23 protein-coding genes, 1 tRNA gene and 1 pseudogene are annotated in these 23336 nt (G+C 63.3%); 13 read left to right on the plus strand and 12 right to left on the minus strand.

Going from position 1 to position 23336, the window contains the following annotated elements:
* Window positions 1-31 precede the first annotated feature (31 nt).
* The 5 genes from rplT to DGI_RS06420 form a co-directional block, all read right to left on the minus strand.
* Window positions 32-391 carry a 50S ribosomal protein L20 gene (gene rplT, locus DGI_RS06400; RefSeq protein ID WP_021760000.1) on the minus strand — a complete coding sequence of 120 codons (360 nt, stop codon included), beginning with the start codon at window positions 389-391 and terminating at the stop codon, window positions 32-34.
* A gap of 30 nt (window positions 392-421) precedes the next feature.
* A complete protein-coding gene (rpmI, locus tag DGI_RS06405) occupies window positions 422-619 on the minus strand; it encodes a 50S ribosomal protein L35 (protein WP_021760001.1) in 198 nt (65 codons plus the stop codon).
* 81 nt (window positions 620-700) lie between these two features.
* Window positions 701-1222, minus strand: a complete 522-nt coding sequence (gene infC / locus DGI_RS06410; protein WP_027193050.1) for a translation initiation factor IF-3 — start codon at window positions 1220-1222, stop codon at window positions 701-703.
* On the minus strand, window positions 1194-3143 hold the full coding sequence (gene thrS, locus DGI_RS06415; protein WP_021760003.1) for a threonine--tRNA ligase: 1950 nt from the start codon (window positions 3141-3143) through the stop codon (window positions 1194-1196). Before thrS ends, infC begins: the two co-directional genes overlap by 29 nt.
* 168 nt (window positions 3144-3311) lie before the next feature.
* A tRNA-Val gene (locus DGI_RS06420) sits at window positions 3312-3386 on the minus strand.
* Between the two features lie 189 nt (window positions 3387-3575).
* On the opposite strand from DGI_RS06420, the gene DGI_RS06425 reads away from it, so the two are divergent.
* Window positions 3576-3854 carry a hypothetical protein gene (locus DGI_RS06425; protein WP_021760004.1) on the plus strand — a complete coding sequence of 93 codons (279 nt, stop codon included), beginning with the start codon at window positions 3576-3578 and terminating at the stop codon, window positions 3852-3854.
* 174 nt (window positions 3855-4028) lie between these two features.
* Entirely contained in the window at window positions 4029-4475 is a 447-nt protein-coding gene (locus DGI_RS06430) for a septal ring lytic transglycosylase RlpA family protein (protein WP_021760005.1), read from the plus strand.
* A gap of 246 nt (window positions 4476-4721) precedes the next feature.
* Here the strand turns inward: DGI_RS06430 and DGI_RS06435 are convergent, their stop codons facing one another.
* The 4 genes and pseudogenes from DGI_RS06435 to DGI_RS19570 form a co-directional block, all read right to left on the minus strand.
* Window positions 4722-5459, minus strand: a complete 738-nt coding sequence (locus DGI_RS06435) for a 4Fe-4S dicluster domain-containing protein (protein ID WP_021760007.1) — start codon at window positions 5457-5459, stop codon at window positions 4722-4724.
* Between the two features lie 12 nt (window positions 5460-5471).
* Window positions 5472-8510, minus strand: coding sequence for a formate dehydrogenase-N subunit alpha (fdnG, locus tag DGI_RS06440; protein WP_021760008.1), 3039 nt, complete (start codon window positions 8508-8510; stop codon window positions 5472-5474).
* 291 nt (window positions 8511-8801) lie between these two features.
* Window positions 8802-9416 carry a transposase gene (locus DGI_RS06455; protein WP_235619932.1) on the minus strand — a complete coding sequence of 205 codons (615 nt, stop codon included), beginning with the start codon at window positions 9414-9416 and terminating at the stop codon, window positions 8802-8804.
* Window positions 9417-9476: 60 nt separating this feature from the next.
* Window positions 9477-9632, minus strand: a pseudogene (locus tag DGI_RS19570) (transposase); the annotation flags it as partial.
* Between the two features lie 161 nt (window positions 9633-9793).
* Between DGI_RS19570 and DGI_RS06460 the strand changes: the two are divergent.
* The 5 genes from DGI_RS06460 (at window position 9794) to DGI_RS06480 (ending at window position 12768) form a co-directional block, all read left to right on the plus strand.
* The gene (locus tag DGI_RS06460) at window positions 9794-10360 is read left to right on the plus strand and encodes a peroxiredoxin family protein (protein ID WP_021760011.1); all 567 of its coding nucleotides are present in this window, start codon (window positions 9794-9796) and stop codon (window positions 10358-10360) included.
* Complete coding sequence (locus tag DGI_RS06465) at window positions 10357-10860, plus strand: MauE/DoxX family redox-associated membrane protein (protein WP_021760012.1); 504 nt, start codon at window positions 10357-10359, stop codon at window positions 10858-10860. The genes DGI_RS06460 and DGI_RS06465 overlap by 4 nt, the downstream gene beginning before the upstream one ends.
* Window positions 10857-11183 (plus strand): hypothetical protein, encoded by a 327-nt coding sequence (locus DGI_RS06470; protein ID WP_021760013.1) that lies wholly within the window; start codon window positions 10857-10859, stop codon window positions 11181-11183. The genes DGI_RS06465 and DGI_RS06470 overlap by 4 nt, the downstream gene beginning before the upstream one ends.
* Before the next feature lie 4 nt (window positions 11184-11187).
* Window positions 11188-11475: a hypothetical protein gene (locus DGI_RS06475; RefSeq protein ID WP_021760014.1), complete on the plus strand. Its 288-nt coding sequence runs from the start codon at window positions 11188-11190 to the stop codon at window positions 11473-11475.
* A 69-nt stretch (window positions 11476-11544) separates the two neighbouring features.
* Window positions 11545-12768, plus strand: a complete 1224-nt coding sequence (locus DGI_RS06480) for a TOBE domain-containing protein (RefSeq protein ID WP_235619931.1) — start codon at window positions 11545-11547, stop codon at window positions 12766-12768.
* A gap of 132 nt (window positions 12769-12900) precedes the next feature.
* Here DGI_RS06480 and DGI_RS06485 read toward each other — a convergent pair whose 3' ends face one another.
* Window positions 12901-13632, minus strand: coding sequence for a S1C family serine protease (locus DGI_RS06485; RefSeq protein WP_021760016.1), 732 nt, complete (start codon window positions 13630-13632; stop codon window positions 12901-12903).
* A 200-nt stretch (window positions 13633-13832) separates the two neighbouring features.
* Here DGI_RS06485 and DGI_RS18725 point away from each other — a divergent pair, with 200 nt between their 5' ends.
* On the plus strand, window positions 13833-14063 hold the full coding sequence (locus tag DGI_RS18725) for a DUF1737 domain-containing protein (RefSeq protein ID WP_021760017.1): 231 nt from the start codon (window positions 13833-13835) through the stop codon (window positions 14061-14063).
* Window positions 14064-14114: 51 nt separating this feature from the next.
* On the opposite strand, the gene DGI_RS06495 is transcribed toward DGI_RS18725, so the two are convergent.
* Window positions 14115-14450: a hypothetical protein gene (locus tag DGI_RS06495; RefSeq protein WP_021760018.1), complete on the minus strand. Its 336-nt coding sequence runs from the start codon at window positions 14448-14450 to the stop codon at window positions 14115-14117.
* 318 nt (window positions 14451-14768) lie between these two features.
* On the opposite strand from DGI_RS06495, the gene panB reads away from it, so the two are divergent.
* A complete protein-coding gene (panB, locus tag DGI_RS06500; protein ID WP_021760019.1) occupies window positions 14769-15644 on the plus strand; it encodes a 3-methyl-2-oxobutanoate hydroxymethyltransferase in 876 nt (291 codons plus the stop codon).
* Window positions 15641-17764 carry a tetratricopeptide repeat protein gene (locus DGI_RS06505; RefSeq protein ID WP_021760020.1) on the plus strand — a complete coding sequence of 708 codons (2124 nt, stop codon included), beginning with the start codon at window positions 15641-15643 and terminating at the stop codon, window positions 17762-17764. The genes panB and DGI_RS06505 overlap by 4 nt, the downstream gene beginning before the upstream one ends.
* A gap of 76 nt (window positions 17765-17840) precedes the next feature.
* Here DGI_RS06505 and DGI_RS06510 read toward each other — a convergent pair whose 3' ends face one another.
* The gene (locus DGI_RS06510; protein WP_021760021.1) at window positions 17841-19151 is read right to left on the minus strand and encodes a citrate synthase; all 1311 of its coding nucleotides are present in this window, start codon (window positions 19149-19151) and stop codon (window positions 17841-17843) included.
* A gap of 313 nt (window positions 19152-19464) precedes the next feature.
* Between DGI_RS06510 and DGI_RS06515 the strand changes: the two genes are divergently transcribed.
* From DGI_RS06515 to DGI_RS06525, 3 genes are all read left to right on the plus strand, one after another.
* A complete protein-coding gene (locus DGI_RS06515) occupies window positions 19465-19689 on the plus strand; it encodes a hypothetical protein (RefSeq protein ID WP_021760024.1) in 225 nt (74 codons plus the stop codon).
* 132 nt (window positions 19690-19821) lie between these two features.
* Complete coding sequence (locus DGI_RS06520; RefSeq protein WP_021760025.1) at window positions 19822-22161, plus strand: methyl-accepting chemotaxis protein; 2340 nt, start codon at window positions 19822-19824, stop codon at window positions 22159-22161.
* Window positions 22162-22348: 187 nt separating this feature from the next.
* Entirely contained in the window at window positions 22349-23332 is a 984-nt protein-coding gene (locus DGI_RS06525; RefSeq protein ID WP_021760026.1) for a glucokinase, read from the plus strand.
* The last annotated feature ends 4 nt before the right edge of the window (window positions 23333-23336 follow it).

Consider the following 23336-nt stretch of genomic DNA (forward strand, 5'->3'; position numbering starts at 1 on the left):
GACCAGCGCCGTTGTGGAGTGCAGGACCCGGCTAGGCCAGGGCCAGCTTTTCTTTGACCACGGCGGCCAGACGGGAGAAGGATTCCTTCTCGCGCACGGCCAAGTCGGCCAGAACCTTGCGGTTGAGCTCAATGCCGGCCAGGGCCAGACCATGCATGAACTTGCCGTAGTTCAGGCCATGCTCACGGGCGGCGGCGTTGATGCGCAGGATCCACAGCTTGCGGAATTCGCGCTTTTTGACCTTGCGGTCGCGGTAGGCGTAGCAGAGGCTGCGTTCCACCGCTTCGCGTGCCGAGCGGTAGAGATTGCCGCGTCCGCCACGGAAGCCTTTGGCCTGATCAATGTATCGCTTGTGCCGCCGGTGGGCAGCCATCCCGCGTTTAACTCGCATTATCTCGCTCCTTGCGCTCGTGCAGCGGCCCTAGGCGTAGGGCATCAGGGCCCGGAGGGCGCGTTCGTTGGTCTGGTCCACAATGGCGCTCTGGCCCAGGCGGCGTTTGCGCTGCGCAGACTTCTTGGTCAGAATGTGGCGCATGTTCTGCTGCCGGCGCTTGAATTTGCCAGTGCCGGTTTTGGAAAAGCGCTTGGCCGCGGACTTGTTGGTCTTCAGCTTGGGCATGATGGCTCCTGCCTTGGTTCGAAGGCCCCCGTCCGGCTTGGCCGGCCGCGAGCCTGTCTTATCCTGAATGAATGCGCAACGTTACTTCTTGGCCGCGGGGGAGACAAGCATGAACAGCGTGCGGCCTTCGGCCTGCGGCTCTTGGTCCAGCTTGCCCCTCTCGCCGATGCTCGCCACAAACTTTTGCAGAATGGACAGCCCGCGATCCTTGTGCACAATTTCGCGTCCCCGGAAAAACACGGTCACCTTAACGCGATCGCCTTCTTCCAAGAAGCGCAGCACATGCTTGAGCTTGGTCTGGAAGTCGTGCTCGTCGGTCTTGGGGCGGACCTTGATTTCCTTCACCTGGATGATGGACTGGCGCTTGCGCGCCTCCTGCTGCTTTTTCTGCTGCTGGTATTTATATTTTCCAAAATCCATGATGCGGCAGACGGGCGGTTCGGCATTGGGCGCCACTTCCACCAAATCGAGCCCCTTTTCCTGGGCGGCCCGAAGGGCGTCGTCGCGCGACAATATGCCGAGCTGCTCACCGTCTTCGCCGATGACGCGAAGCTCCCGTGCACGAATCTGCAGGTTACACCGGGCATGGGGTGGCGAAGAAATAGCGCATCCCTCCTCGTTCAAACGGTTCCTGACAGGCCTTGACGACAAGCGCGGCGGCGTCTTCCAGGGTCATGAACCCCAGATTCTCTCCGCCGCGAAGACGCACGTTCACACCCCGCGCCTCCACTTCCTTGTCGCCCACGACCAACATGTACGGTATCTTTTCCATCTGGGCCTCGCGAACTTTGAAGCCCAGTTTTTCGTTGCGCAGATCTGCCTCCACGCGCAGGCCGTGGTTGCTCAGCGTCCGCACCACGTCTTCTGCAAATTCATTGTGCGCATCTGTCACAGTGAGCACACGGGCCTGCACCGGCGCCAGCCATACGGGGAAGGCCCCGGCGTAGTGCTCAATGAGCACGCCGATGAAGCGTTCGATGGCGCCCAGCACCACGCGGTGCAGCATGACCGGCCGCTTCTTCTCGCCATGTTCATCAATATAGGAGAGATCGAAGCGTTCGGGCAAGGTGAAATCGCACTGGATGGTGGCGCACTGCCAGCGGCGGTCCAGGGCATCCTTGAGCTTGATGTCGATCTTGGGCCCGTAGAATGCGCCGTCGCCTTCGTTGATTTCATAGGGCCGGTCCAGGGTGTCCAGGGCCTGACGCAGGGCGCTGGTGGCGCGTTCCCAGTCTTCGTCAGAGCCGATGGACTTTTCCGGCCGCGTGGACAGTTCGATTTCATACTCGAAGCCGAACAAATCCATGACATCCTGCACGAACTTGACCACGCCCAGGATTTCTGCCTGGAGCTGGTCCGGCCGGCAGAGCAGGTGGGCGTCGTCCTGGGTGAACTGGCGCACCCGCAGCAGGCCGTGGAGCACGCCGCTTTTTTCGTGACGATGCACCACGCCCAGCTCGAACATGCGCAGGGGCAGGTCGCGGTAGCTACGCAGGCGAGATTTGTAGATCAGCATGTGGGACAGGCAGTTCATGGGCTTGACGCCGTACGCCTGGCCGTCCACCTCGGTGAAGTACATGTTCTCGCGGTAATTGTCGTAGTGGCCGCTGGTTTCCCAGAGATCGCGCTTGAGCAGGATGGGCCCCTGCACGATGTGGTAGCCGCGCTTGAGGTGTTCCTTGCGCTCGAAATCTTCCAGGATGGTGCGGACCAGGGCACCCTTGGGATGCCAGATGACCATGCCTGCGCCGGCGTCTTCGTGGAAGCTGAACAGGTCGAGCTGCTTGCCCAGCACGCGATGGTCGCGGCGCTTGGCTTCCTCGATGCGGTCCAGGTAGGCCTTGAGTTCCTTTTCCTCGCCAAAGGCGGCGCCATAAATGCGCTGCAGGCGCGGGCCGTGCTCGTCGCCGCGCCAGTAGGCTCCGGCCACGGAGGTGAGCTTGAAGGCCTTGAGCATGCCGGTGCGGGGCAGGTGCGGGCCGCGGCAGAGATCCATGAAATCGCCGTTGCGGTAGATGCTGAACTCATCTGCGCCGATGCTGTCCATGAGTTCGAGCTTGTAGGTCTCGTTCATGGCGGCGAACATGGTTTTGGCATCGTCCTTGGATGCGATCTGGCAGGAGAAGGGCAGGTCCTCGGCCACCACCTTGCGCATTTCGGCTTCGATGGCGTCCAGATCCTCGGGGGTGAACGGCCGGGGCGTGTCGAAATCGTAATAGAAGCCGTGCTCAATGGCCGGACCGATGGTCACCTTGACGTCAGGGAACAGCCGCTTGACGGCAGTGGCCATGATGTGCGCTGCGGAGTGGCGCAGGATGTCCAGGCCTTCTTCGGAATCCAGCAGCACGGGGGCCAGCTCGGTGCAGTCGTCGGGCACGCGCGCAGTGAGATCAAGGAGGCGATCGCCGCATTTGCAGGCAACGGTCTTCTTGAACTGCTTGCCGCTCAAGGCTCCCTTGAGAACCTCGGCGCATGCCGCGCCGGCCGTCGCCTCCACAGGCACGCCCGCGCCATCGTTTTGCACGACCCTGATCTGCACAGCCCTGCTCCTTGCGCCGTACGCTTGGCGCACCGCGCTTCGCCTGCGCCGGGAACGTCATCCCGTGTTTCGCAGACGCTTGCGCCCGCATGCAGGCATAACAAGAACGGGAGGCCAAAGCCTCCCGCTCCGCCTGTGCGAGCAAGAAAAATTTGGTAGGCGCGAGGAGATTTGAACTCCTGACCACTTGCGTGTCAAGCAAGTGCTCTCCCCCTGAGCTACGCGCCTACGGCAAAGAGACATGGTAGATATCCTTGTGAGCGGAAGCTGTCAAGCCCTTCGGCCCTCACTGCGGCCCGTCCGGACAGATTTTTCCTTGACCTTGCCCGTGCAGGGATTATCTGATGCTCTACGCATCCAGTTCGTATCAACATTTCATGGCCGCCCTTGTGCGGCGGCCTCTTGCGAGGAGCACGTATGGATCAGCGCACCTGCCCCCATTGCCACAGCGTTCTGGAATCCTGGATTGGCCCGCCCGAAACCGGGTGGGGAGAGTTGTTCGTGTGCAACAACAATGATTGCCATTACTACCTGACGTCCAACACCTGTCTGGTGGAGCAGGGTGGTAAGGAATGTCTGGGATTTCGCTACGCTGAAGACCCCATGAACAATTTTTCCTCCTTCAACCTGTTGTCCTGGTTTCCTGCCTCGCTCAAGGAAAAGGCCCAGGCTCTGGCCAACGCCAGCAACGGGTAGGGTGTTTTTCAGATTCTGAGGCAAGGGCTCTGCGAGGGGGGACCGTTTTTGTGGAGAAGGGGTTCCCCTGCACCCCCCTCTTTTTGCACCATGCTGCAGAGGGTTTTGCCCCCGCAGTCCGGCCTTGCCATCTCTGCATGATCCAGTTATAGCGCCAGTATGAGAGGACTCTTCATGCTTCGCGGTATTGTTGCGGCCTGTCTGCTGGTGTCCAGCGTGTCTGCAACGGCCCTGTGCCAGGAGGCTGGATTGCAGCGCGAGGGCTTGGCCGCCTATTTTGCCAAGGAGTTGCATGGCCGGCGCACGTACAGTGGCGAGCGATGCGACATGTGGGACCTCACCTGCGCGCATCCCTCCTTGCCCATGGATACCGTGGTGCGGGTGACCAACCCCGTCACCAGCCAGTATTGCGACGTGCGCGTGGTGGACCGAGGACCCTTTGGCGGGGCGCGCATCATCGATGTGTCCTATGCGGCAGCCAAGGAACTGGGCATGCTGGCCGACGGCGTGTGCCCGGTGGTCCTGACCCCGCTTATTGATCTGAGCCCGGACACGCTCACCACCTACTGGGAGCTGTTCGATTTCGCCATGCCATCATCCGCGCAGCCGACGGCGCCGTAGTTGCGTCCTGCGCCGGCCCCCGGCGTGTGGCGTTCGTTTCCGCATAGCAGTTGACTGGAATTGGAAGGGCCCGGAGGCATGCGCCCCCGGGCCCTTCTTGTGGTGTGTGTCCGACAGGTCCCGCTTGCCGCAGCGGAAGGTGTTAGAGCATTTTAATTTTGAAAAAGGACATTGCGAGAGAGGAAGCCTTTTTGCAAAAGGTNGAAAGGTTCTTCCCCCGAGAGTTCTTTTCAAAAACAACGTGCTCTAGCCGAACAGTCTTGAGCCGCTGCGACGCAGGGGCCGCACCAGTTCCGCAAGGAGGCTCTTGCGGGTCATCTGGCGGGGGGCCTGGGCGTCGGCCACGGCGTATTCATGGTACAGTTTGGGATCATGGGCGACGAGGAAGATCACGCGCACGTCGTCCGGATCGCACAGTTTGGCGTTGGGATACGCCTTTTGGATCTCTGCCAGCCGGGCCTTGGCCATGGCCTGCATTTCCTTGAGGTCGCCAAAATTCATGGCGCCGGTGGGGCAGGACGTGACGCAGGCAGGCCGCAGGCCGTTGGTGATGCGGTCGATGCACATGTCGCACTTGGCCATCTGGTTGGACTCGGCCACCTTGCGCGGCACGTCGTACGGGCAGGCGCTGATGACGGACTCGTAGTCTTCCAGATCCTTGGTCTTGGGCGTGAAGAGCACGCAACCGGTGGCGTCGTCATGGATGATGGCGCTTTCGTCTTCCATGTCTGCAGTGGCCTTGCAGGGCGGGGCGATGCAGTGGCGGCACTGGTCCGGGAAGAAGAGCCAGTCGATGCGACCGTCGATTTCCTGTTCGTGCATGCGCACGAGTTTGTAGGTGTGGAAGTTGAAATCCGGCGGATTCTGGTGAAAGCCGGTGTTTTCCGTGGGGGTTGCCGGGTTGCCGTGCCATTGTTTGCAGGCCACCTGGCAGCCTCGGCAGGCCGTGCAGCGAGTCGTATCGACGAAGAAGCCTTTGGACATGGTCATCTCTCCTTAGGCTTTGGTCACGTTGACCATGAAGGCTTTGGTTTCCGGGATGCCGGTGTTGGGGTCGCCAACGGACGGCGTAAGAATGTTGGCTGCATCGCCACCATTCTTGGGGAAGGACCAGCCGTAATGCCAGGGGATGCCCACCATGTGCACCTGCTGCCCCTGAATGGCGAAGGGCTTGATGCGCTTGGTGATGATGGCCTTGGCCCAGAGCTTGCCGCGCACGCTTTCGAGGATGACCTTGTCGCCGTTTTTGATGCCGCGCAAGGTGGCCAGCTCTTCGCTCATTTCGCAGAACATCTGCGGTTCGGCTTCGAGCAGCCAGGGGGTGTTGCGGGTCATCAGGCCGGTCTGCCAGTGCTCGGTCACGCGGTAGGTGGAGCAGATGAAGGGGTACCGCGGATCGCACACGGCCTTTTCTTCGGTGGCGAAGTGCAGGGCCGTGGGGTTGTGCAGGGTCTTGGAGAAGGGATGCTCGATGACCGGGCATTCCATGGGTTCATAGTACTCGGGCAGGGGGCCGTCTTCACGGCCGGGGCCGTAGAGGTAGGCATAGCCTTCGGGCTTCATGATGAAGGCACGCTTGCCCTTTTCCTTGTCTGCCTGAGGCGGCCAGGGACCGTCGGGGACGTCGCCCACCCATTTCTTTTCCGCCGCGTTCCATTCCACCACGGCCTTTTCGGGCGCGTAGGGCTTGCCGTTGAGGTCCACGGAGGCGCGGTTGTAGATGATGCGGCGGTTCACCGGCCAGGCCCAGGTCCAGCCGGGGTACAGGCCGATCTTGGCTTGCATGTCGGTCTGGGTCTTGTCGCGGCGGGCGGCCATGTTGCCCTTTTCCGTGTAAGAACCAGTGTAGATCCAGCAGCCGGAGGTGGTGGAGCCGTCTGCCTGCAGGTGGCCAAAGGTGGCGATCTGCTGGCCGGCCTTGTACTCCACGTCGCCGACCTTGAAGTCCTTGAGGGCGAAGCCGTTGATGAGCTTGGCGATCTTGTGCGGATCGAAGTGGCCATGGTCGTTGACCCAGTAGTCGGTCTTGAGCTTGGTCACGGGGGCGGCCAGCTTGCCGGGGGTCTTCGCCAGGAGCTTCTGCACGCGTTTGGCCAGCTCGACGATGAGGTCGCCGTCGGGGATGGCGTTCTTGCGCGGTTCAGGACCCACATAGCGCCACTGCATCCAGCGGCCGGAGTTGGAGATGGAGCCTTCTTTTTCGATGGCCACGGCGCAGGGCAGGAAGAAGACCTCAGTCTTGATCTTCTTGGGATCCATGTCCGGGCCGCGCCAGAAGGAGCCGGTCTCGTTGTCAAAGATGTTGACGTTGACCATCCAGTCCAGCTTGGTCAGTGCCTCGCGGGTCTTGTTGGAGTTGGCCCCGGAGCACGCCGGGTTCTGACCCCAGGCAAAGAAGCCTTTGATTTTGCCCTGGAACATGTCGTCAAAGAGGGTCAGCCAGGAGTAGTCCTTGCCGTCCTCGCCCTTGGGCAGGTAGCCGTAGGCTTCGTTCAGATCTGCATCCGGCCACATGGACTTGATGTAACTGGCGGAATACTTGGGGAAGTTGCTCCACCAGTTGGCGCTTTGCGGGTCCTTGCTGACGGGAGTAAATTTTTTGGTGTACTCCTCGTACGTGGGGATGGACGCGCGGGCCGTGCCCAGGTAGCCGGGGTAAATGTGCATGAGCAGGCCATGGTCCGTGGAACCCTGGACGTTGGCCTCGCCACGCAGGGCGTTCACGCCGCCGCCAGCCACGCCGATGTTGCCCAGCAGCAGCTGGTTGATGGACATGGCGCGGATGTTCTGCACGCCCACGGTGTGCTGTGTCCAGCCCATGGCGTACATGATGGTCCCGGCCTTGTCCGGCTTGCCGGTGGCGCAGTAGGCGTCGTACACCTTGAGGATGAGTTCCTTGGGCGTGCCGCAGATGGCGCTGATCTTGTCCAGATCGTAGCGCTCATAGTGCTTCTTCATGATCTGGAAGACGCAGCGGGGGTGCTTGAGAGTCTCATCGCGCTTGGGGTTGCCGTTTTCGTCGCGCTCAAAGCCCCACTTGGACTTGTCGTACTTGCGGGTCTCTTTGTTGTAGCCGGCAAAGAGGCCTTCTTCAAACGCAAACCCTTCGCCCACGATGAAGGAGGCGTTGGTGTAGTTGACCACGTAGTCCTTGAAATACAGTTCTTTTTCAAGGATGTACTTGGTCATGCCGTTGAGGAAGGCAATGTCCGAGCCCGAGCGCAGGGGGGCGTAGAGGTCGCACTTGGTGGAAGTGCGGGTGTAGCGGGGGTCCACATGGATGAGCGTGGCGCCCTTGTCCTTGGCCCGCATGACCCACTTGAACGAAATGGGGTGGTTTTCGGCAGGGTTGCTGCCCATCATCAAAATTACATCACTGTTCTTCAGGTCGATCCAGTGATTGGTCATCGCGCCGCGTCCGTACGACTCTGCCAGAGCCGCAACAGTTGCGCTGTGTCAAATACGGGCCTGATGTTCGATATAGAAGAGGCCCAGGCTGCGCAGCCACGCCTGATAGATCCAGCACTCTTCGTTGTCCATGGCGGCGGAGCCCACGGAAGCGATGCCGTCGCAGCGGTTCACCACCTGCCCTTTGGCATTCTTGGTGACGAAGGTTGCCTCGCGGGTCTTGGCGACGCGCTCGGCGATGGTGTCCAGCATCCAGTCCCAGCTTTTTTCTTCCCACTGGTCGGAGCCGGGGGCGCGGTACAGCGGATTGGCCGGCCGGCGCTCGTTCTCAGCCAGCTGCCAGGTGGAAGCACCCTTGGCGCACAGAGAACCTTCATTGATGGGATGGTCAGGATCGCCTTCCACGTTGATGGCGCGGTTGGTCTTTTTGTCGGTGTGCACAATAAGGCCGCAGCCGACGGAGCAGTAACAGCAGACAGAGGTCGTCTGCTTGGCGTCCACGGTTTTCAAAGCCATGGTCGCCGCCTGAGCCTTGGCCGGGGCGAGATCCACCCCCAGCCCGCCGAAGGCCGAGAGCGTTGCGCCCGCAGCCGTCAGCTTCAGAAAGGCACGACGTTTGATCAGCATGTTTCCTCCCATTACCAGTAAACAGGATGCTTATGGCGCACGCGCCAGTCGCCCTGTGACAAACAAACGGGCTCGGGGCGAGGGAATCCCCGCAATGCATGGGATGCGCGGCACGAGCGGCGGCGGCGGGGTCAGCGCGCGCAGCCACGGCGTGAGCGTGGAGGCGAAGTGCTCCGCGTCGGCCAAGTCCAGGCCCAGCCCGGCAAAGGCCGTCAGCGGCGAAGAGGAAGATGGTGTCCCATGCTTGAGCATGGGGCATATATTAAAAAAAACACAGCGCCCGGCAATCGGCTAGGCTCCGGCTGCTTCACGGTTCGGCACAAACATGCACAGCCGTTGGGCAAGGAGGGAGAAAATGTCTTCGTTGCGGTGGTTGAAGCGGAACTCCAGCTCCTTCATGAGCAGGGGGAAGCTCTTTTCGGAAATGCCCTGCCGGGCCACCAGCCTGGGGCGGGCAAATCGCCAGAAGGCAGAGGCCTTGTCCAGGGCCAGGCCGCGATCCGCATGGTGGAAGAAGCCCTTGGTCAGCTCCGGGGAGCAGGCGGCCAGGGCCGTGTAGTGGCGGTAGCGGTCGGTATACACCATGCCGCCCAGGGCCCGGGTGCGCAGGCGGAAGCTGGACTTGAAATGGATGATGGACTCCACGGCCAGCTCGGGCAGCAGATCCACAAACGCCATGCCGCCATGCTCCACGATGCCGAACACCGGAGGCGTGGGGGCATCCTCCCAGGGCGTGGCCCAGCCAGCTTCGATGCAGGCCGGGGCGTCCAGGCTGCCGGCGATGATGGCCGCCCGCATCGTGGCCAGCGCCTTGGAAACTGTGGCCTCGGCCATGTCCAGCTGCCCGGCCATGACCGGCGGCGTCACCTCCAGCTCCAGGAGCTTGAGCAGCCGCAGCCAGTCCACCGGAGAAAGTCCGCCTCGATTTATGTAACGCCCTGAAAAGTCATGGAATGTATATTTGCAGCGGCCGCAGCGTCGCCGGCCTTCCGCCAGCTTGTACAGCGTGCGAAATTTGCAGCGGGGGCAAAAGCGCTGGTGGTTTTTCCAGCAGAATCCCAACAGCCATTTTCTGGCTGTTGCTTCAGATTTTATCAGCGATTCATATGTATTAAGGTTCAATGTCGGCGGCCTTTCCGGTCAAAAGCGCAGGGTAAAAATTCTTTTCCACCCTGCCATGAAGCTGGATTTCTGGCAAGTCTGGCGCGTGGACGCCGCATCCTTGCATTGCCCCGGCCCCGCCCGTCTGATATGCTTGGCAAAACCCGTTGCAAGGAGACGCCATGCCCGCTCCCACCACTTTGCCCACGCTGTTGCGCGCCGGGCTGTGTTTGTGCCTGGCCCTTGCCTGTCTCCCGATTCAGGGGTGGGCGGCGCCGCAGCAGGGCGAGTCCATCCCTTCCCTGCAGCTTGTGGCCCCTGACCGCGCTGAGGATGCCGCCTACCTGGGCCTGACAGGCCAGCAGGCCGTGACCCTTGCGGATTTTGCCGGAGAGCTGTTTCTGATTGAAATTATTGGGGTGTACTGCCCGTTCTGCCATCAGCAGGTGCCCACGTTCAACACGCTGCACGCCCGGCTGACCCGGGCCAAGCTGGATGGTGCGGTGAAGATGCTGGCCATCGCCTCCGGTGCCACCCAGCCGGAAATCGACTTCCTGCGTCAACAATCCGGCTACACTTATCCCGTGCTGCGCGACGAGGACTATGCCCTGCACAAGGCCCTGGGCGAACCCAAAACCCCATTCACCATGCTGGTGGACCGCCAGGGCGTGGTCCGGTATGCCCACATGGGCATTGTCCAGGATGTGGACGGGCTGTTTGCGACCATCAAATCGCTGCTGCCGCAATGACCGCCCAGGCTGCCAGACGGATTGCCGGCTGGGCGGCCCGAGGCTGCCACCCGCTGCCCGCGCTGCTGATGCGTCTGTATCTTTCGGGATTGTTCCTGTATGCCAGCGTGTATAAAATCATTTACGCCGCGGAGTTTGCGGAAAGCATCGCCTCGTACCAGCTGGTGCCGGCGCTGCTGGTGAATCCCGTGGCCGTGATCATGCCCTGGGTGGAGCTGGTGGCCGGGCTCATGCTGCTGGTGGGGCTCAGGCCCAAGGCGGCCACGCTGGTCATCGGCGGGCTGCTGGCGCTGTTCACCCTGGCCATTGCCATCACCCTGGTGCGCGGCGTGCCCATCGGCTGCGGCTGCTTCAAGAGCCTGGAAGAGCCCATGAGCGTGGCCACCCTGCTGCGCGATCTCGGCTGGCTGGCCATGGCCGCCTATGTGTGGAAGTGCGACCGGTGGCTGCACCTGGACGCCTTGTTTTTCCCCCCCATGCGGGAGTTGACCGACGCATGAAACACGCTGCCCTGCTTTGCGCCGCTCTGGCCGTGTGTCTGGTGTGTGTCGCCTGCGGCCAGGACCGCGCCCAGGTGGCTGGCCGCTATGCCGGCTCCATCACTGCCAAAGGCGGGGACACCCTGGTGTTCCTGACCTTGCGGGAGGATGGCGGCGGCGAATGGCAGGCCGGCGGAGAGACGGTGTCTTTTCGCTGGGAACTGCGGGACGATGCCATCTGGCTGCATGCCAAAAGCGGCGGCGTGGTGGCTGGCCGCTGGGGGCAGGGAACCATTGCCATGGAGCTGCCCGGCCTGGGGCCGCTTCGTTTGCACAAGGAATAACTTCATGGATCAATCGCATGCTGCATCCAAAGATCCCGGGAACGCCGGGCATCCTGTGGCTGTGCTGGCGCGTCGGGCGGCAGCCGGGGTGCTGCGTTTTTGCAAAACCCCCGGCACGCTGCGCACGCTGCTGCTGGTGGTGCTGACCCTGCAGCCGCTGCTGGCGTACCTGGCCTGGCGCATGCACATGGGCGTGTGGAATTATCTGGTGCTGAATGCCGTGTTCGTCGGCTTTTGGCGGTTTTCTGTCTATGTGTACAAAAAGTCCTTCCCCACTGCGCCCGAGGACTGATCGTATCACGATTTTGCGAATTTGCAGGATGGAATTGCCATGTCGATTGGCGGGGATTATGCTCCCGCGATGCATAGTTCCCACGCCCTTTCCTGTGCCGAAATCAAGGCCGAGGCCGTGCCGGCGCTGATTCCCGGCGCGGCCTGTTCCCTGGATGTCCATCACCTGACGGATCTGGAGTTGCGGCAGCTGCATGCCTCGGTGGAAGCCGAGTTGCAGATGCGCGCCGGGTTCCCCGTGCTGCCGCGCCACAAGCCCTGCCCGGCGCGGGCGTTCAGCGTCCCCGACGGGATCACCTACCTGAACACCCGGGAGATGGATGCCCTGGCCGAGGCTTTTCGCCAGTGGCGAGATGCCGCCCGCACGCCCCTGCAGCGCCGTTCCCGCAGTCGCATGCTGGCGGTGTATCTCATCCTGCGGCATACCGGCATGAAGCTGGGCGAAGTGCTGGCCATGGATGACCGGCGCGACCTGGACCCCGCCCGCAGCGCGATTCTGGTGCACGGCTCCCGGGAGCGTGAAGCGCCCCTGCCCAAGGCGGTGGCCGAGGAACTGGACCGGCTGTTTGACGATCCGCTCATGGCCGGGCTGCGCGGGGAAATCCTGCGGCTGGACCAGGGCTACGTGCGCAAACAGTTTCTGGCCATGGCCGCGGCCTCGGGCCTGCCCAGGGGGTCCCTCAATCCGCAGACCATCCGCCATTCCCGGGCCGTGGAGCTGCTGCGCAGCGGCCTGCCCCTGCCATTGGTGCAGTCTGTGTTGGGACACAAGGATATCACCCTCACGGCCCAGTACGTGGCGTTCAACGATCGCGCCGCGGCCACACTCATCGATCAGACCATCAAGAGCGCCTCTGTCATGAAAACCAGCGCCCGCAACGCATTTCCCGGCACGGTCAGCGCCATTCGCTCCGGATCCCTGCTCACGGAAGTGGAATTGACCACGGACTCCGGCCTGCGCATCGTCTCCGTCATTACCAACGAGAGCGCCCGACACCTGGATATCGAACCAGGCAAATACATGGCCGCGCTGGTGAAAGCGCCCTGGGTGGTGCTGCTGCGCCAGGAAGAACAGCCGCGCACCAGCGCCCGCAACGTGTTCTGCGGCACCATCAGCGCCGTGCAGGTGGGGGAGATTGCGGCGGAAGTGGCCGTGACCCTGGCCGACGGCACGGTGGTGACGTCCCTGGTCACGGACGAGAGCGTCAATGCGCTCGATTTGAAAGTGGGTCAGCCCATCTGCGCCTTGATCAAGGCCTTCAGCGTCATCTTGAGCCTGGAAGTGCCGGTGTAATTCCAGTTCCGGTCTTTGGGCGGCACTAGAGCAAGGTATCTTTGAAAGGAGTCCTCGGGGGAACACCTTTCTGAAGAAAGGTNGCAAAAAGGTTTCCCCTCTCGTAATGTCCTTTTTCAAGAGTAACATGCGCTATTTGATGGTGATGACCCCGGAAGGGTCCTCCCGTACTTCAATGCGTTTGGCCGGCTTGGAGGGAGAGGCGCTTCCACCGCCGCCGCGTCCGCTCATGAGCTGCTCCACGTAGAGGGACGGCACGGCGAAGTTCAGGTTCTGCCCTTCCATCACGAAAAACGTGGCCAGGCCGATGACGTTGCCGCCGGCATCCAGAATGGGACCGCCCGAGGAGCCGGGGGAGATGGGCGCGGTGATCTGATAGCGGATGCGTTGCTGCGGATCCTTGCGCAGGCCGCTGACGATGCCGGGAGAGATGGTCCGTTCCAGGCCCTTGGGGTTGCCGATGGCCAGCACCTCTTCGCCCACGCTGGGATGCCCGGTCTTGAGGGGCAGCGGCGCGCCGGGCTTGCCCACTTCCAGCAGGGCGAGGTCGTTGTCTTTGTCCCGGGCCCGGATGCGCTTCACCGGCACGGGGGCGTCCTGTCCCTGGCGGATCTCCACCTTGCTGGCCCGCTCCACCACGTGGTTGTTGGTCACCACCAGGGTGTCCTGCACGTAAAAGCCCGAGCCTAGAGAAATATCCCGGCCCGAGGCGTCCTTGCCCACCACGACCACCACCGAGGGGCCCGAGCGCTGAAACAGGCCTTGGGCGTCAATGCCGTGGGCGACGTCGGCAAGGCTGCAGTGCAGTCCTGTCAGCAGACACAGTACGAGCAGCGGGAAAGGGCCGAGGGGCAGGCGGGGCATGACGCGCTCCTTGGGCATGTGGCGAGGGATGATCGTGCCGATACTGTATGGCACATTGTCGTGCGGTGCAACCTTCTGTCCCTGTCTTTGCATTTGTCCGGGCCGACGGGGCAGGCCGGTCTTTGCCTTGTCACGCGGGCATGATACAGTGTCGGGGCATCCAGGGCACGGCATGCGCCGGCAGCACGGAGGACGAACGCATGAAATACAGAATTCTCAAGGCGTCTACGGAAGTCGAACTGGAAGAACAGGTGAAGCAGCACTTGCACGAGGGCTGGCGGCCGCTTGGCGGGGTGTCCATTGTCCAGGCGGAGATGGCGTTTTCCAAGGTGCTGAAATTTTATCAGGCCGTGGGCAAGGACTCCAGGGAAGACCGACAGGCGATGGAGGATTTGCTGACGCTGCTGGAGATGGTGCGGCAGCGGGAGTGAACGCCGGCCAACCGGTGATGCGGCTGGCCGGCGCGGCAGAACAGGGGCGGGTCAGCGCATCCAGGCCAGCGAGGCCACGGAGGATTTGGTCAGGATGCGGTGTTGGCCCTCCATGAAATAGGTGAAGGAAATGGACTTGCCCGTCCCAGCCAGGCGCTCCAGGGTGGCCCTGGCGGCGGTGTTGGCTTCCACGCCGGCTTCGTAGTCCAGTTGCCACAGGCCCATGGGGGAGGAGAACTGGACGGCGCCGTTGGCCTCGAAGACCTGATCCACCGTGGTGGTGGCTGTCATCGGCTGGGCCATGGCCTGGGGAGCAGCGGCCAGGGCAAGGCCGCAGGCGAGCAGGGCGGCGGCGAGCAGGCCGCGGAAGGTGTGCATCGTCAACATGGCAGACTCCTGATGATTCCGGATGCAGTGCCGGGACAAGGGAACGGCAGCCCGCGGAACCACCAAAGGCAACGGGCTGCATGCGCCAGGACGGCGCGCCGGATGCGCAGGCATCCTGACGATATTGCCATGTGTGTACTGCTCCGGGGGGCATGGGTCAATGGTTGCATGACATTGCGCGATTCGTGGCGTTTTTTTCCTGTATCGCCTCTTGCCAGCCATCGATGCCGGCGTCATTGTTTTGCATGAAAGCGTCCGGACCAGACGTTTTTTCGAGAGGCAGTCACGGTTCCCCAACCCCCACAAAGGACGCAGGCCATGGCACAACGACAGACCGCACGCAGCGTCAGCGCCAGGAAGGGCGGCGACCCCCTCGTCATGTTGACGGCCTATGACTTTCCCACCGCCCGCATGGCCGAGGATGCCGGCGCAGACATTCTGCTTGTGGGGGATAGTCTGGCCATGGTGGTCCTGGGGCATCCGGACACCCTGAGCGTGACCGTGGACGAGATGGTCCACCACTGCAAGGCCGTGTCCCGGGCGGCGCAGCGGGCGCTGGTGGTGGGGGATCTGCCGTTTTTGAGCTACGAGGCCGGCCCGGCCCAGGCCCTGGCCAGTGCAGGGCGGCTGGTCAAGGAAGGCGGCGTGCGCGCCGTAAAGCTGGAAGGCGGACGCGAGGTGTTGCCCCAGGTGCAGGCCCTGCTGGATGCGGGCATCCCGGTCATGGGGCATGTGGGCCTCACGCCGCAGCGGCTGGCCCGGCTGGGGGGCTTTCGGGTCCAGGGGCGGGATTCGGCCACGGCTCAGGCCATTCTGGATGATGCCTTGGCGCTGTCCCGGGCCGGCTGTTTTGCCGTGGTGCTGGAGTGCGTGCCCGCGGCCTTGGCCCGTGTGGTCACCGCCGCGTTGGATGCGCCCACCATCGGCATCGGGGCCGGGGCGCAGTGCGACGGGCAGGTGCTGGTGCTGCACGATGTGCTGGGGTTGTTCGAGGGGCTCCGCCCCACCTTTGTCAAACGCTATGCGGAGCTGGGCGCGGCTGGCCGCGAGGCCCTGGCCGCCTACGCCGCCGAGGTGCGCCAGGGCGTGTTTCCCGGTCCTGAGCACGGGTTCGCCATGGACGAATTGCTGCTGGACACCCTGACCGTGGATGGCCGCCCGGCTACGGCGTTGCTCGGGGAGCCCGCTGCATGACGGCCTCGGGCCACCCCCCCAGCGCAACGCACGCCGGCACGGGCGATCCCCTGGCGCCGTATCGTTCCATCCCCATTCACCTGTTCATCAGCGATCCCCTGCTGCGCGAGCAGCTGCGGCTCATTTTTTCGGCCCTCAAGTTCGAATTCGTGCAGGAGCACCCCCCCGGCGGCGGGTATCTGGAAAGTGTGAAGATCCTGGCCCAGTTGCTGCTGCAGAAGAAGGGGCTCATCCTGGCCAATCCGCCCCGGGCGGCCATGGCCCAGGGGGGCAAGGTGCGGGTGGCCAAGGACGTCACGGATTTCTTCGCCAGCCTCAAGAGCCTGCTGGGCAGGACGCGGCGCGAGGAACGGATGGTGATGGCCAAGTGCGTGCCCGTGTTTCAGGACGCCCAGCTTCCCCAGAAGCGCGAGCTGACCATCCTCCAGCTGGCCCGGTTCGGCATTGCCGGAGCGTTCATTCTCGGCAAGCAGGAGTCCCTGGGAGCGCTCTCCCCGCCGCTGCGCAAGATTCGCATGCAGGAGCAGGTGATGGAGCGCTTCCACGAGTTGCGCGAATACCTGCTGGAATTTCTGCCCCAGATGGCCGGGGCGCAGGAGGTGATACAGGAGCGGCTGGAGGAGATCGAACTCACCGAGCGCAAGGCCAAGGCCGACGCCATGTGCCGGGATGCCGAGCTCGCCCGTCAGGCCCGGGACTGGGAACGCGCCGTGCTGTGCTACAAGCGCGCCATTGATCTCTATCCCCAGGATCCCCAGGCATACCTGGAAAGCGGCCGGCTGTATGTGCGGATGCGGAAGTATCCGCGGGCCCTGCTGCGCTTTTCGCAAGCCGAGGAACTGGCCGGGGGAACGCCGGAGCCGAACAAGGAAATCGGCATCGTCCGGGTGCTGCAGGTGCAGGAGCGGCTGGAGCAGGGGGAGTCGCCCACGCATCCCGAGGTCATGACGCTTCTGAAGGACGCCGTGGCCAACTTCGAGGAGGCCTTGGAAAAGGCCCGGCAGGCAAAACCCTTGACCGAGGAGGAGGAAGACGGCACGCGCAGCCGCGAGGGCGTGGCCCGCATTGCCAGCGAACTGGTGAAGCTGGATCTCAAGACCATGTTGGGCAAGAACCATCCCATGGTGCTGGCCCTGGGAAATCTGGCGCGCAAGGCCATTGAGGACGTGACCCCCCAGGACAAGGAAAAGCTCCCCGCCCCGCAGCTCATCTTTCTGGGGCTGGCGGCCCTTGATTCCATGCAGTTCGACGAGGCGGACCGCCTGCTGTTTCGCGCCGCTACGGAGGGCGGACACTTTCAGGAGGCCTGCGACGAAATCATTCACATGGGCACTGTGGTGCGCAAGACGTTGGGGCCCGCCAAGGCCATCGACCTCTATCGCAGGCTCATGCAGCTCGATCCCCCCCGCAAGGCGCCGATCCATTACAATCTGGCCGTGGCCTACAGCGTGGAAGGCCGGAGCCTGGAAGCGGCGGGGTCCATCGCCCAGGCCGTGTACATGGATCCCACCCTGCCCGAGGAGGACATGTTCTATCGCAACGCCCAGGTGCATGACGTGCTGGGCCAGACTGTGTCCCTGTTTCTGGAAATCGACAAACGCGCCCGCGCCCTCGTGCCCCGGGAGGTGACGAGCAAGGCTGTCTCCCTGCAGGAGGACGTGGAAAAGACCATCCTGGCCGGGCAGGATGTCCGCGCCGTACGGCTGCTGTGGCACGTGGCCACCCAGTTGCCGGAATTCATGGAGCGCGAGCACGTCATGGCCAGCAAGACCATCACCGAGTTTCTGCAGCGCACAGCACCCATCCTGGCTGCCTCGGCCAAGCACGCCTCCCGGGAACTGGCGGCCTTTTTCAACCACCAGCTTGCCCTGCGCGCGGAAGGCGGGCAGAACAAGCGGCTCATCGCCTACTTGCGCTACAAAAGTCTGGCCATGCGCGCCCTGGAGGTGGAGCAGGACGCCGCCACGGCCGCCAACTTTCTGGCCAAGGCGGTGCTCTGCCATCCGGAAATGGTCAAGGCGGCGGAACTGTATGCCTCGCCGTCCATGCTGCCTCTGGCCCGGGAACTTGCCTCGCGGCTGCAGGCCGTGAACATGGAACGGATTGGCTGGAAAGACTGAGCAGGAGAACATTCGGGGAAAAACCGTTCTGAAAGAAAGGCTTTTCCCCGAGAATTCCGTCCGATGCTACCGTGCCTTACTGCCCGGCGCGATCCTCGATGTGCACATACGGCCGGCGGGTGGGGCCGGTGTACACCTGCCGCGGCCGATGGATTTTGGCGGGGCCCTGGAATTCTTCGTACCAGTGGGCAATCCAGCCTGGCATGCGGCCGATGGCGAACATGACCGGGAACATCTGCACCGGAATGCCGAGGGTGCGCAGGATGATGCCGGAATAGAAGTCCACGTTGGGGTAGAGCTTGCGTTCCTGGAAGAAGTCGTCGTTCAGGGCGGCGTCTTCCAGCTCCTGGGCCACGTGAATCAGGGGGTCGTCCTGGCCCATGTTCTGGAGCAGGTTGTGGGCTGCTTCCTTGAGCACGCGGGCGCGGGGGTCGAAGTTCTTGTACACCCGGTGGCCAAAACCCATGAGCCGCAGCTCGCGTTTTTTGACTTTTTCCAGGTAATCCTTGATGTTGACCTTGTTGTCCACCAGGTGTTGCAGTTGCTGCACCACGGCGGCGTTGGCCCCGCCGTGCAGCCGGCCCCACAAGGCGCACACGCCGGCGGACACCGAGGCGAACAGGTTGGCTTCGGAGGAGCCCACCATGCGCACCGTGGAGCAGGAGCAGTTTTGTTCGTGGTCCGCGTGGACGATGAGAAAGAGCGACAGCGCCCGCACCGCGCCCAGGGGCGGCTCATAGAGCCGGTACGGCACGGAAAACATCATGTGCAGGAAGTTGGCGCAGTAGTTCTTGTTGGGGTTGGGATAAATGAAGGGCAGGCCCTGGGATTTGCGGTAGGCGAAGGCGGCGATGGTGCGCACCTTGGAGATGACCTTGGCCACGGCGCGGGTGAACTCATCCTGATTGGTGATGTTGTACAAATCAGGGTGATAACTGCCCAGGGAGTTGATGACTGCAGACAGGATGGCCATGGGCTCGCCGCTGGAAGGAAAGCCGTCGAAATGGTGCAGCAGATCCTCGTGCAGGAGCTCCTGTTCACGCAGCATGTTGCGGAAGCCGTCCAGCTCCGTGGCCGTGGGCAGCCGCCCGAAGATGAGCAGCATGGCTGTTTCGATGAAGGAGCTTTTTTCTACCAGTTCTTCAATGTCGTAGCCGCGATATCGCAGGATGCCGCGTTCGCCGTCCACAAAGGAAATGTTGCTCTGGCAGGAGCCGGTGTTGCCATATCCATGGTCCAACGTGATGTGGCCGGTTTTGGAACGCAGTGCGGAGATGTCGATGGCTTTTTCGCCTTCGCTGCCTTCCAGAACCGGGAACTCGTAGGACTGGCCGTCAAGAATAAGGGTGGCCGTGCGTGCAGCCGTGGTGTGTTTGTCCTCGGACAACGTCAGGACTCCTCTGTGCGCAGCGCGGGGCTGCGGTGCTGTGTCGGAAAAAAACCGCGCAGTGCTGTAACCTTGGCAGCTGGTATCATATGCAAGAACACGGCCTTTTGTCCAGACGCCTTGTCCTGGGCCGATTGCATGGTGGAGACATATATGGCGGGGAATTTGTTCGCGCTACATTGTCAGAACAATTGCGCAATGCCGGATTCTATCGTACCGTCGCCCTCCAAACTGCCTGCCGGTTGGTAGTGCATGCCGGCATGCAGGGAGCAGGGATCCGTGTCTGTGAGCACTGTTGAGGGGGAACGACGTCATGCCTCGGTACAAGGCCTTTGTCACTGCATCCAGAAGAAGCCGCGACGTCTCCGGCGGGCTCAAACGGGCGGAGCGCAAGGTGTTTCATTGCGAAACCGAGGCGTCCTCATTGCGCGAGGCCCATCGTGCAATCCGGCAGCGCTTTGTGCAGGAGCACAGCAGTGCGGACGACGACTGGTTGCCCGAGCAGGTGGAGGTGATTCCCCTGGATGAAGATTTGTGACCAGTTTGTTGCGATTATTTACGTTCTTTTTTGCACATGGCATTTTGATGACAGGGGGCCTTCTCATCCGACGCAAGGAGTGGTAGCAAAACGTCGGGCCAATGATTGACGATAGATTGTATTGGGGGGCGCATGCTTTTGTGCCGATCAATTTCGTCGCGGCTGGCGGTATGCGTCGCCACGGTATTGCTGGCCGTGCTCGCTGTGTTGGTCTTTGCGGCATACCGTTCCACCTGGACGGCGGTGTTGCAGTCCCAGTTGGGCGCCATGGACCAACTGCGCGTTTCCCTCATTCACACCCTGGAAGATTTTCTGGACCATGGCGATGGGCTGACCCGCATTGCCGCCGGCAATCCGGCTGTGTTGCGCATTGCCCAGGCGGGCCGCCGCGCTGATGGCGCTGACGAACTGGCCGTGCTGCTGCAGGGTGCGCCCATGGCCGAGGCCGTGTTCGTCTGGAACGCCACCGGGCAGGTGCAGGCCGCCAATGTGGCCGTGGGCGGCGCCGTGGAGCGTCGGGATGAGCCCTTTTCCATTGCGGATCGGGAATACTTCCAGCGTGTGTCCCGCGGGGAGATCTACAAGGGCGATACCCTGGTGCAGAGCCACTTCACCGGCGTGCATGCCCTGGTGGTGGCGCATCCGGTCCTGGACGCCGCCGGCCGCGTGGTCGGTGGTGTGGCCCTGACTATCGACCTGGCCCGCTTCGTCAAGAAATACATCCTGCCCGTGAAGATCGGCGCGCGGGGCTATCCGTTTCTCATGGACGGCGCCGGCAAGCTCATCGGGCATCCCGATCCCAAGCTCATGCTGCAGCCCTCCAGCACGTACCCGCTCATCAAGCCCCATCTGCAGCAGGGGCATGGATCCTTTGAATATGTGTTCAAGGGCGAGGACAAATTCCTCTCCTGGGGCAAGGTCTCCAACGGCTGGATCTTCGTGGCCTCGGCCTATGCCGCCGAAATGGCGGAGGCCGCCGCGCAGCAGCGCGCGTTGTTGCTGGGCCTGGGCGCCGGCGCGTTCGTCGTGCTGCTGGGGGTGATCGCCCTGGTGAGCCGGGTGGTGGTCATCAGGCCGCTGCAGGCGTTGGGCCGCTACACCCAGGAGGTGGCCGACGGCAACCTCAACGCCGTCGTGGCGGTGGGCAGCGGCAGGGAACTGGTGGAGCTGGCGGAAAACATCAAGCGCATGATTGCCGAACTCAAGCACCGGCTGGGGTTTGCCCAGGGCGTGCTGGGTGGCATCGCCAGCACCGTGCCGTGTCAGGTGGTGGACCGGGAAGGGCGCATCACCTTCATCAATGAGCTTATGCTGCATATTGTCGGCCGGGACCAGACGCCCAGGCAGGTCGAGGGCATGCGCTGCGGCGAGTTGCTGTATAACGATTCTGCCCGCCGCACCAGGACGGAAGAAGCCCTGACCACCATGCAACGGGTGTCTGGCGAGCTGCAGTTGCGCAATCTCAAGGGAGAGGAGCACATCCTCACGGTGCACGCCAATCCCATCCAGGATCTGGATGGCAATCCCACCGGTGTGTTCACCTTTTACCATGACATCACGGACATGCGCCGCCGGCAGCAGGCCATGGAGGCCACGAATGTGTCCCTGCAGCGCCTGGCCCGGGACGGCGACGGCGTGGCCCGGGAGGTGACCGCCGCCGCGGCAGAACTGACCACGCAGGTGGACGAAGCCGGCAAGGGGTCGCAGGTACAGTCCCGCCGCATCTCCGAAACCGCCGCCGCCATGGAAGAAATGAATGCCACGGTGCTGGAGGTGGCCCAGAGCGCCTCCAACGCCTCCCAACAGGCGGCCAAGGCCACGGACAAAGCCCTGCACGGCAAGCAGGCGGTGCAGGAAGTGGTGGACGCCATCGGCGGGGTGCAGGCCCAGACCGCCGGATTGCGCGGGAGCATGGAAGAGCTGGCCCGCCATGCCGAAGGGGTGGGGCAGGTCATTACGGTCATCACCGATATCGCAGACCAGACCAACCTGCTGGCGCTCAATGCCGCCATCGAGGCCGCCCGGGCCGGGGACGCCGGCCGGGGCTTCGCCGTGGTGGCGGATGAGGTGCGCAAGCTGGCGGAAAAGACCATGCACGCCACCAAGGATGTGGTGGGCGCCATCCACGCCATCCAGCAGGGGGCCCTGGCCTCCCGAAACGCCACCATGACCGCCGCCGAAGCCGTGACCACCGCCACCACCCTGGCCGAACGTTCCGGGCAGGCGTTGGACGAGATCGTCGCGTACGTCAATGAGGCCTCGGGACAGGTGCAGGGCATTGCCGCGGCCAGCCAGCAACAGTCCGCCACCAGTGAGGAAATTACCCGCGCCGTGGAGGATGTGGACCGCATCGCCGCCGCCACCGCCGCCACCATGGACCATGCCCGCCAGTCCATCGAAGCCCTGCGCCGTCAGGTGCAGGCCATGGAGTCCGTCAGCCGGGAGCTGCTGGCGCAATCGCAGCAGGCCTGATCGGCCTTTCGCCTGGATCACGAAAACGCGCGCTCCGGGGAGTCTGTCTCCGGAGCGTGTTTTTGTGGTGGCCGGGGTTGTTCTGCGAGGGCGACTCGTGCTATGGGAACTGACGCTGCGTGCCTATGGGATTGCTCCGCAGCATAGGGGAATTTCCCCGTTCTCTTTTCACTTCCTGGACGTGGCGATGCCAGACACGACGCGACACATCCTTGCCGCAGACATCGGCGGCACCTCCAGCCGGTTCGGCTGTTTCCTGGCCCAGGGTGATGCGCTGACCCTGGAAGCGTCGCTTGTGCTGCCCACGGCCGGGGCGGCCTCCTTTACCGAGCTTGTGCGCCAGGCCGTGGCCCTTCAGCCGGGCCTGGATCCGGCCCGCATGGACGCCGCCGCCTTTGCCGTGCCCGGTGCGGTGCGCGGCAGGCGGACGGTGCTGCTGCCCAACATCACCTGGCCGGCCCACTGGGACGAGATGCAGGCCGCCGTGGGCACGGCGCGGCTGGTGCTGCTCAACGACTTTGCCGCTCAGGCCCATGCCGTGGTCACCCCGGCGTTGCAGGACGCCGAACTGCTCAAACCCGGCGATGCCTATGCCCCGGGGCCGGTGGCCGTCACCGGCGCAGGCACCGGGCTCGGCAACTGCGCGTTGCTGCCCCTGGAAGCCGGCGGCTGGACCGTGGTGCCTGCGGAATTGGGGCATGCGCCGTTTCCCTTTGTGGGGCGAGAGGAGTTCGACTATCAGGCCTTCGTCATGGATCGCCTGGATGTGGGCTATCCCATCGGCGACCACGTGGTGAGCGGCGGCGGCCTGGCCCTGCTGCACGAATTTCTCTCCGGCGAGGCCGTCTCGCCCCCGGAGGCCTCAGCCCGTCTGGATTCTACGCCCCGGGTGGCGGAGTGGTTCGCCAGATTCTACGGCCGCGCCTGTCGGCAATATGCCCTGGCCGTGGTGGCCTCGGGCGGGGTGGTGGTGGCCGGCGGGGTGGCGGCAAAAACGCCCGCCCTGGTGCGCCATCCGGCATTTTTGCAGGAATTTCTCAACTGTCCCACCCAGCGGCCTCTGCTGGAGGCCATGCCCATCCGTCGCAACGAGAACGAGCTTTCCGGCCTGTGGGGCGCCGCCCATGCCGGGTGGCAGGCCTGCAGCCGGCCCGCCGGTCCGCCGGCATGAAGGA

The sequence above is a fragment of the Megalodesulfovibrio gigas DSM 1382 = ATCC 19364 genome (genome assembly GCF_000468495.1).
GTDB classification, from domain to species: Bacteria; Desulfobacterota; Desulfovibrionia; order Desulfovibrionales; family Desulfovibrionaceae; genus Megalodesulfovibrio; species Megalodesulfovibrio gigas.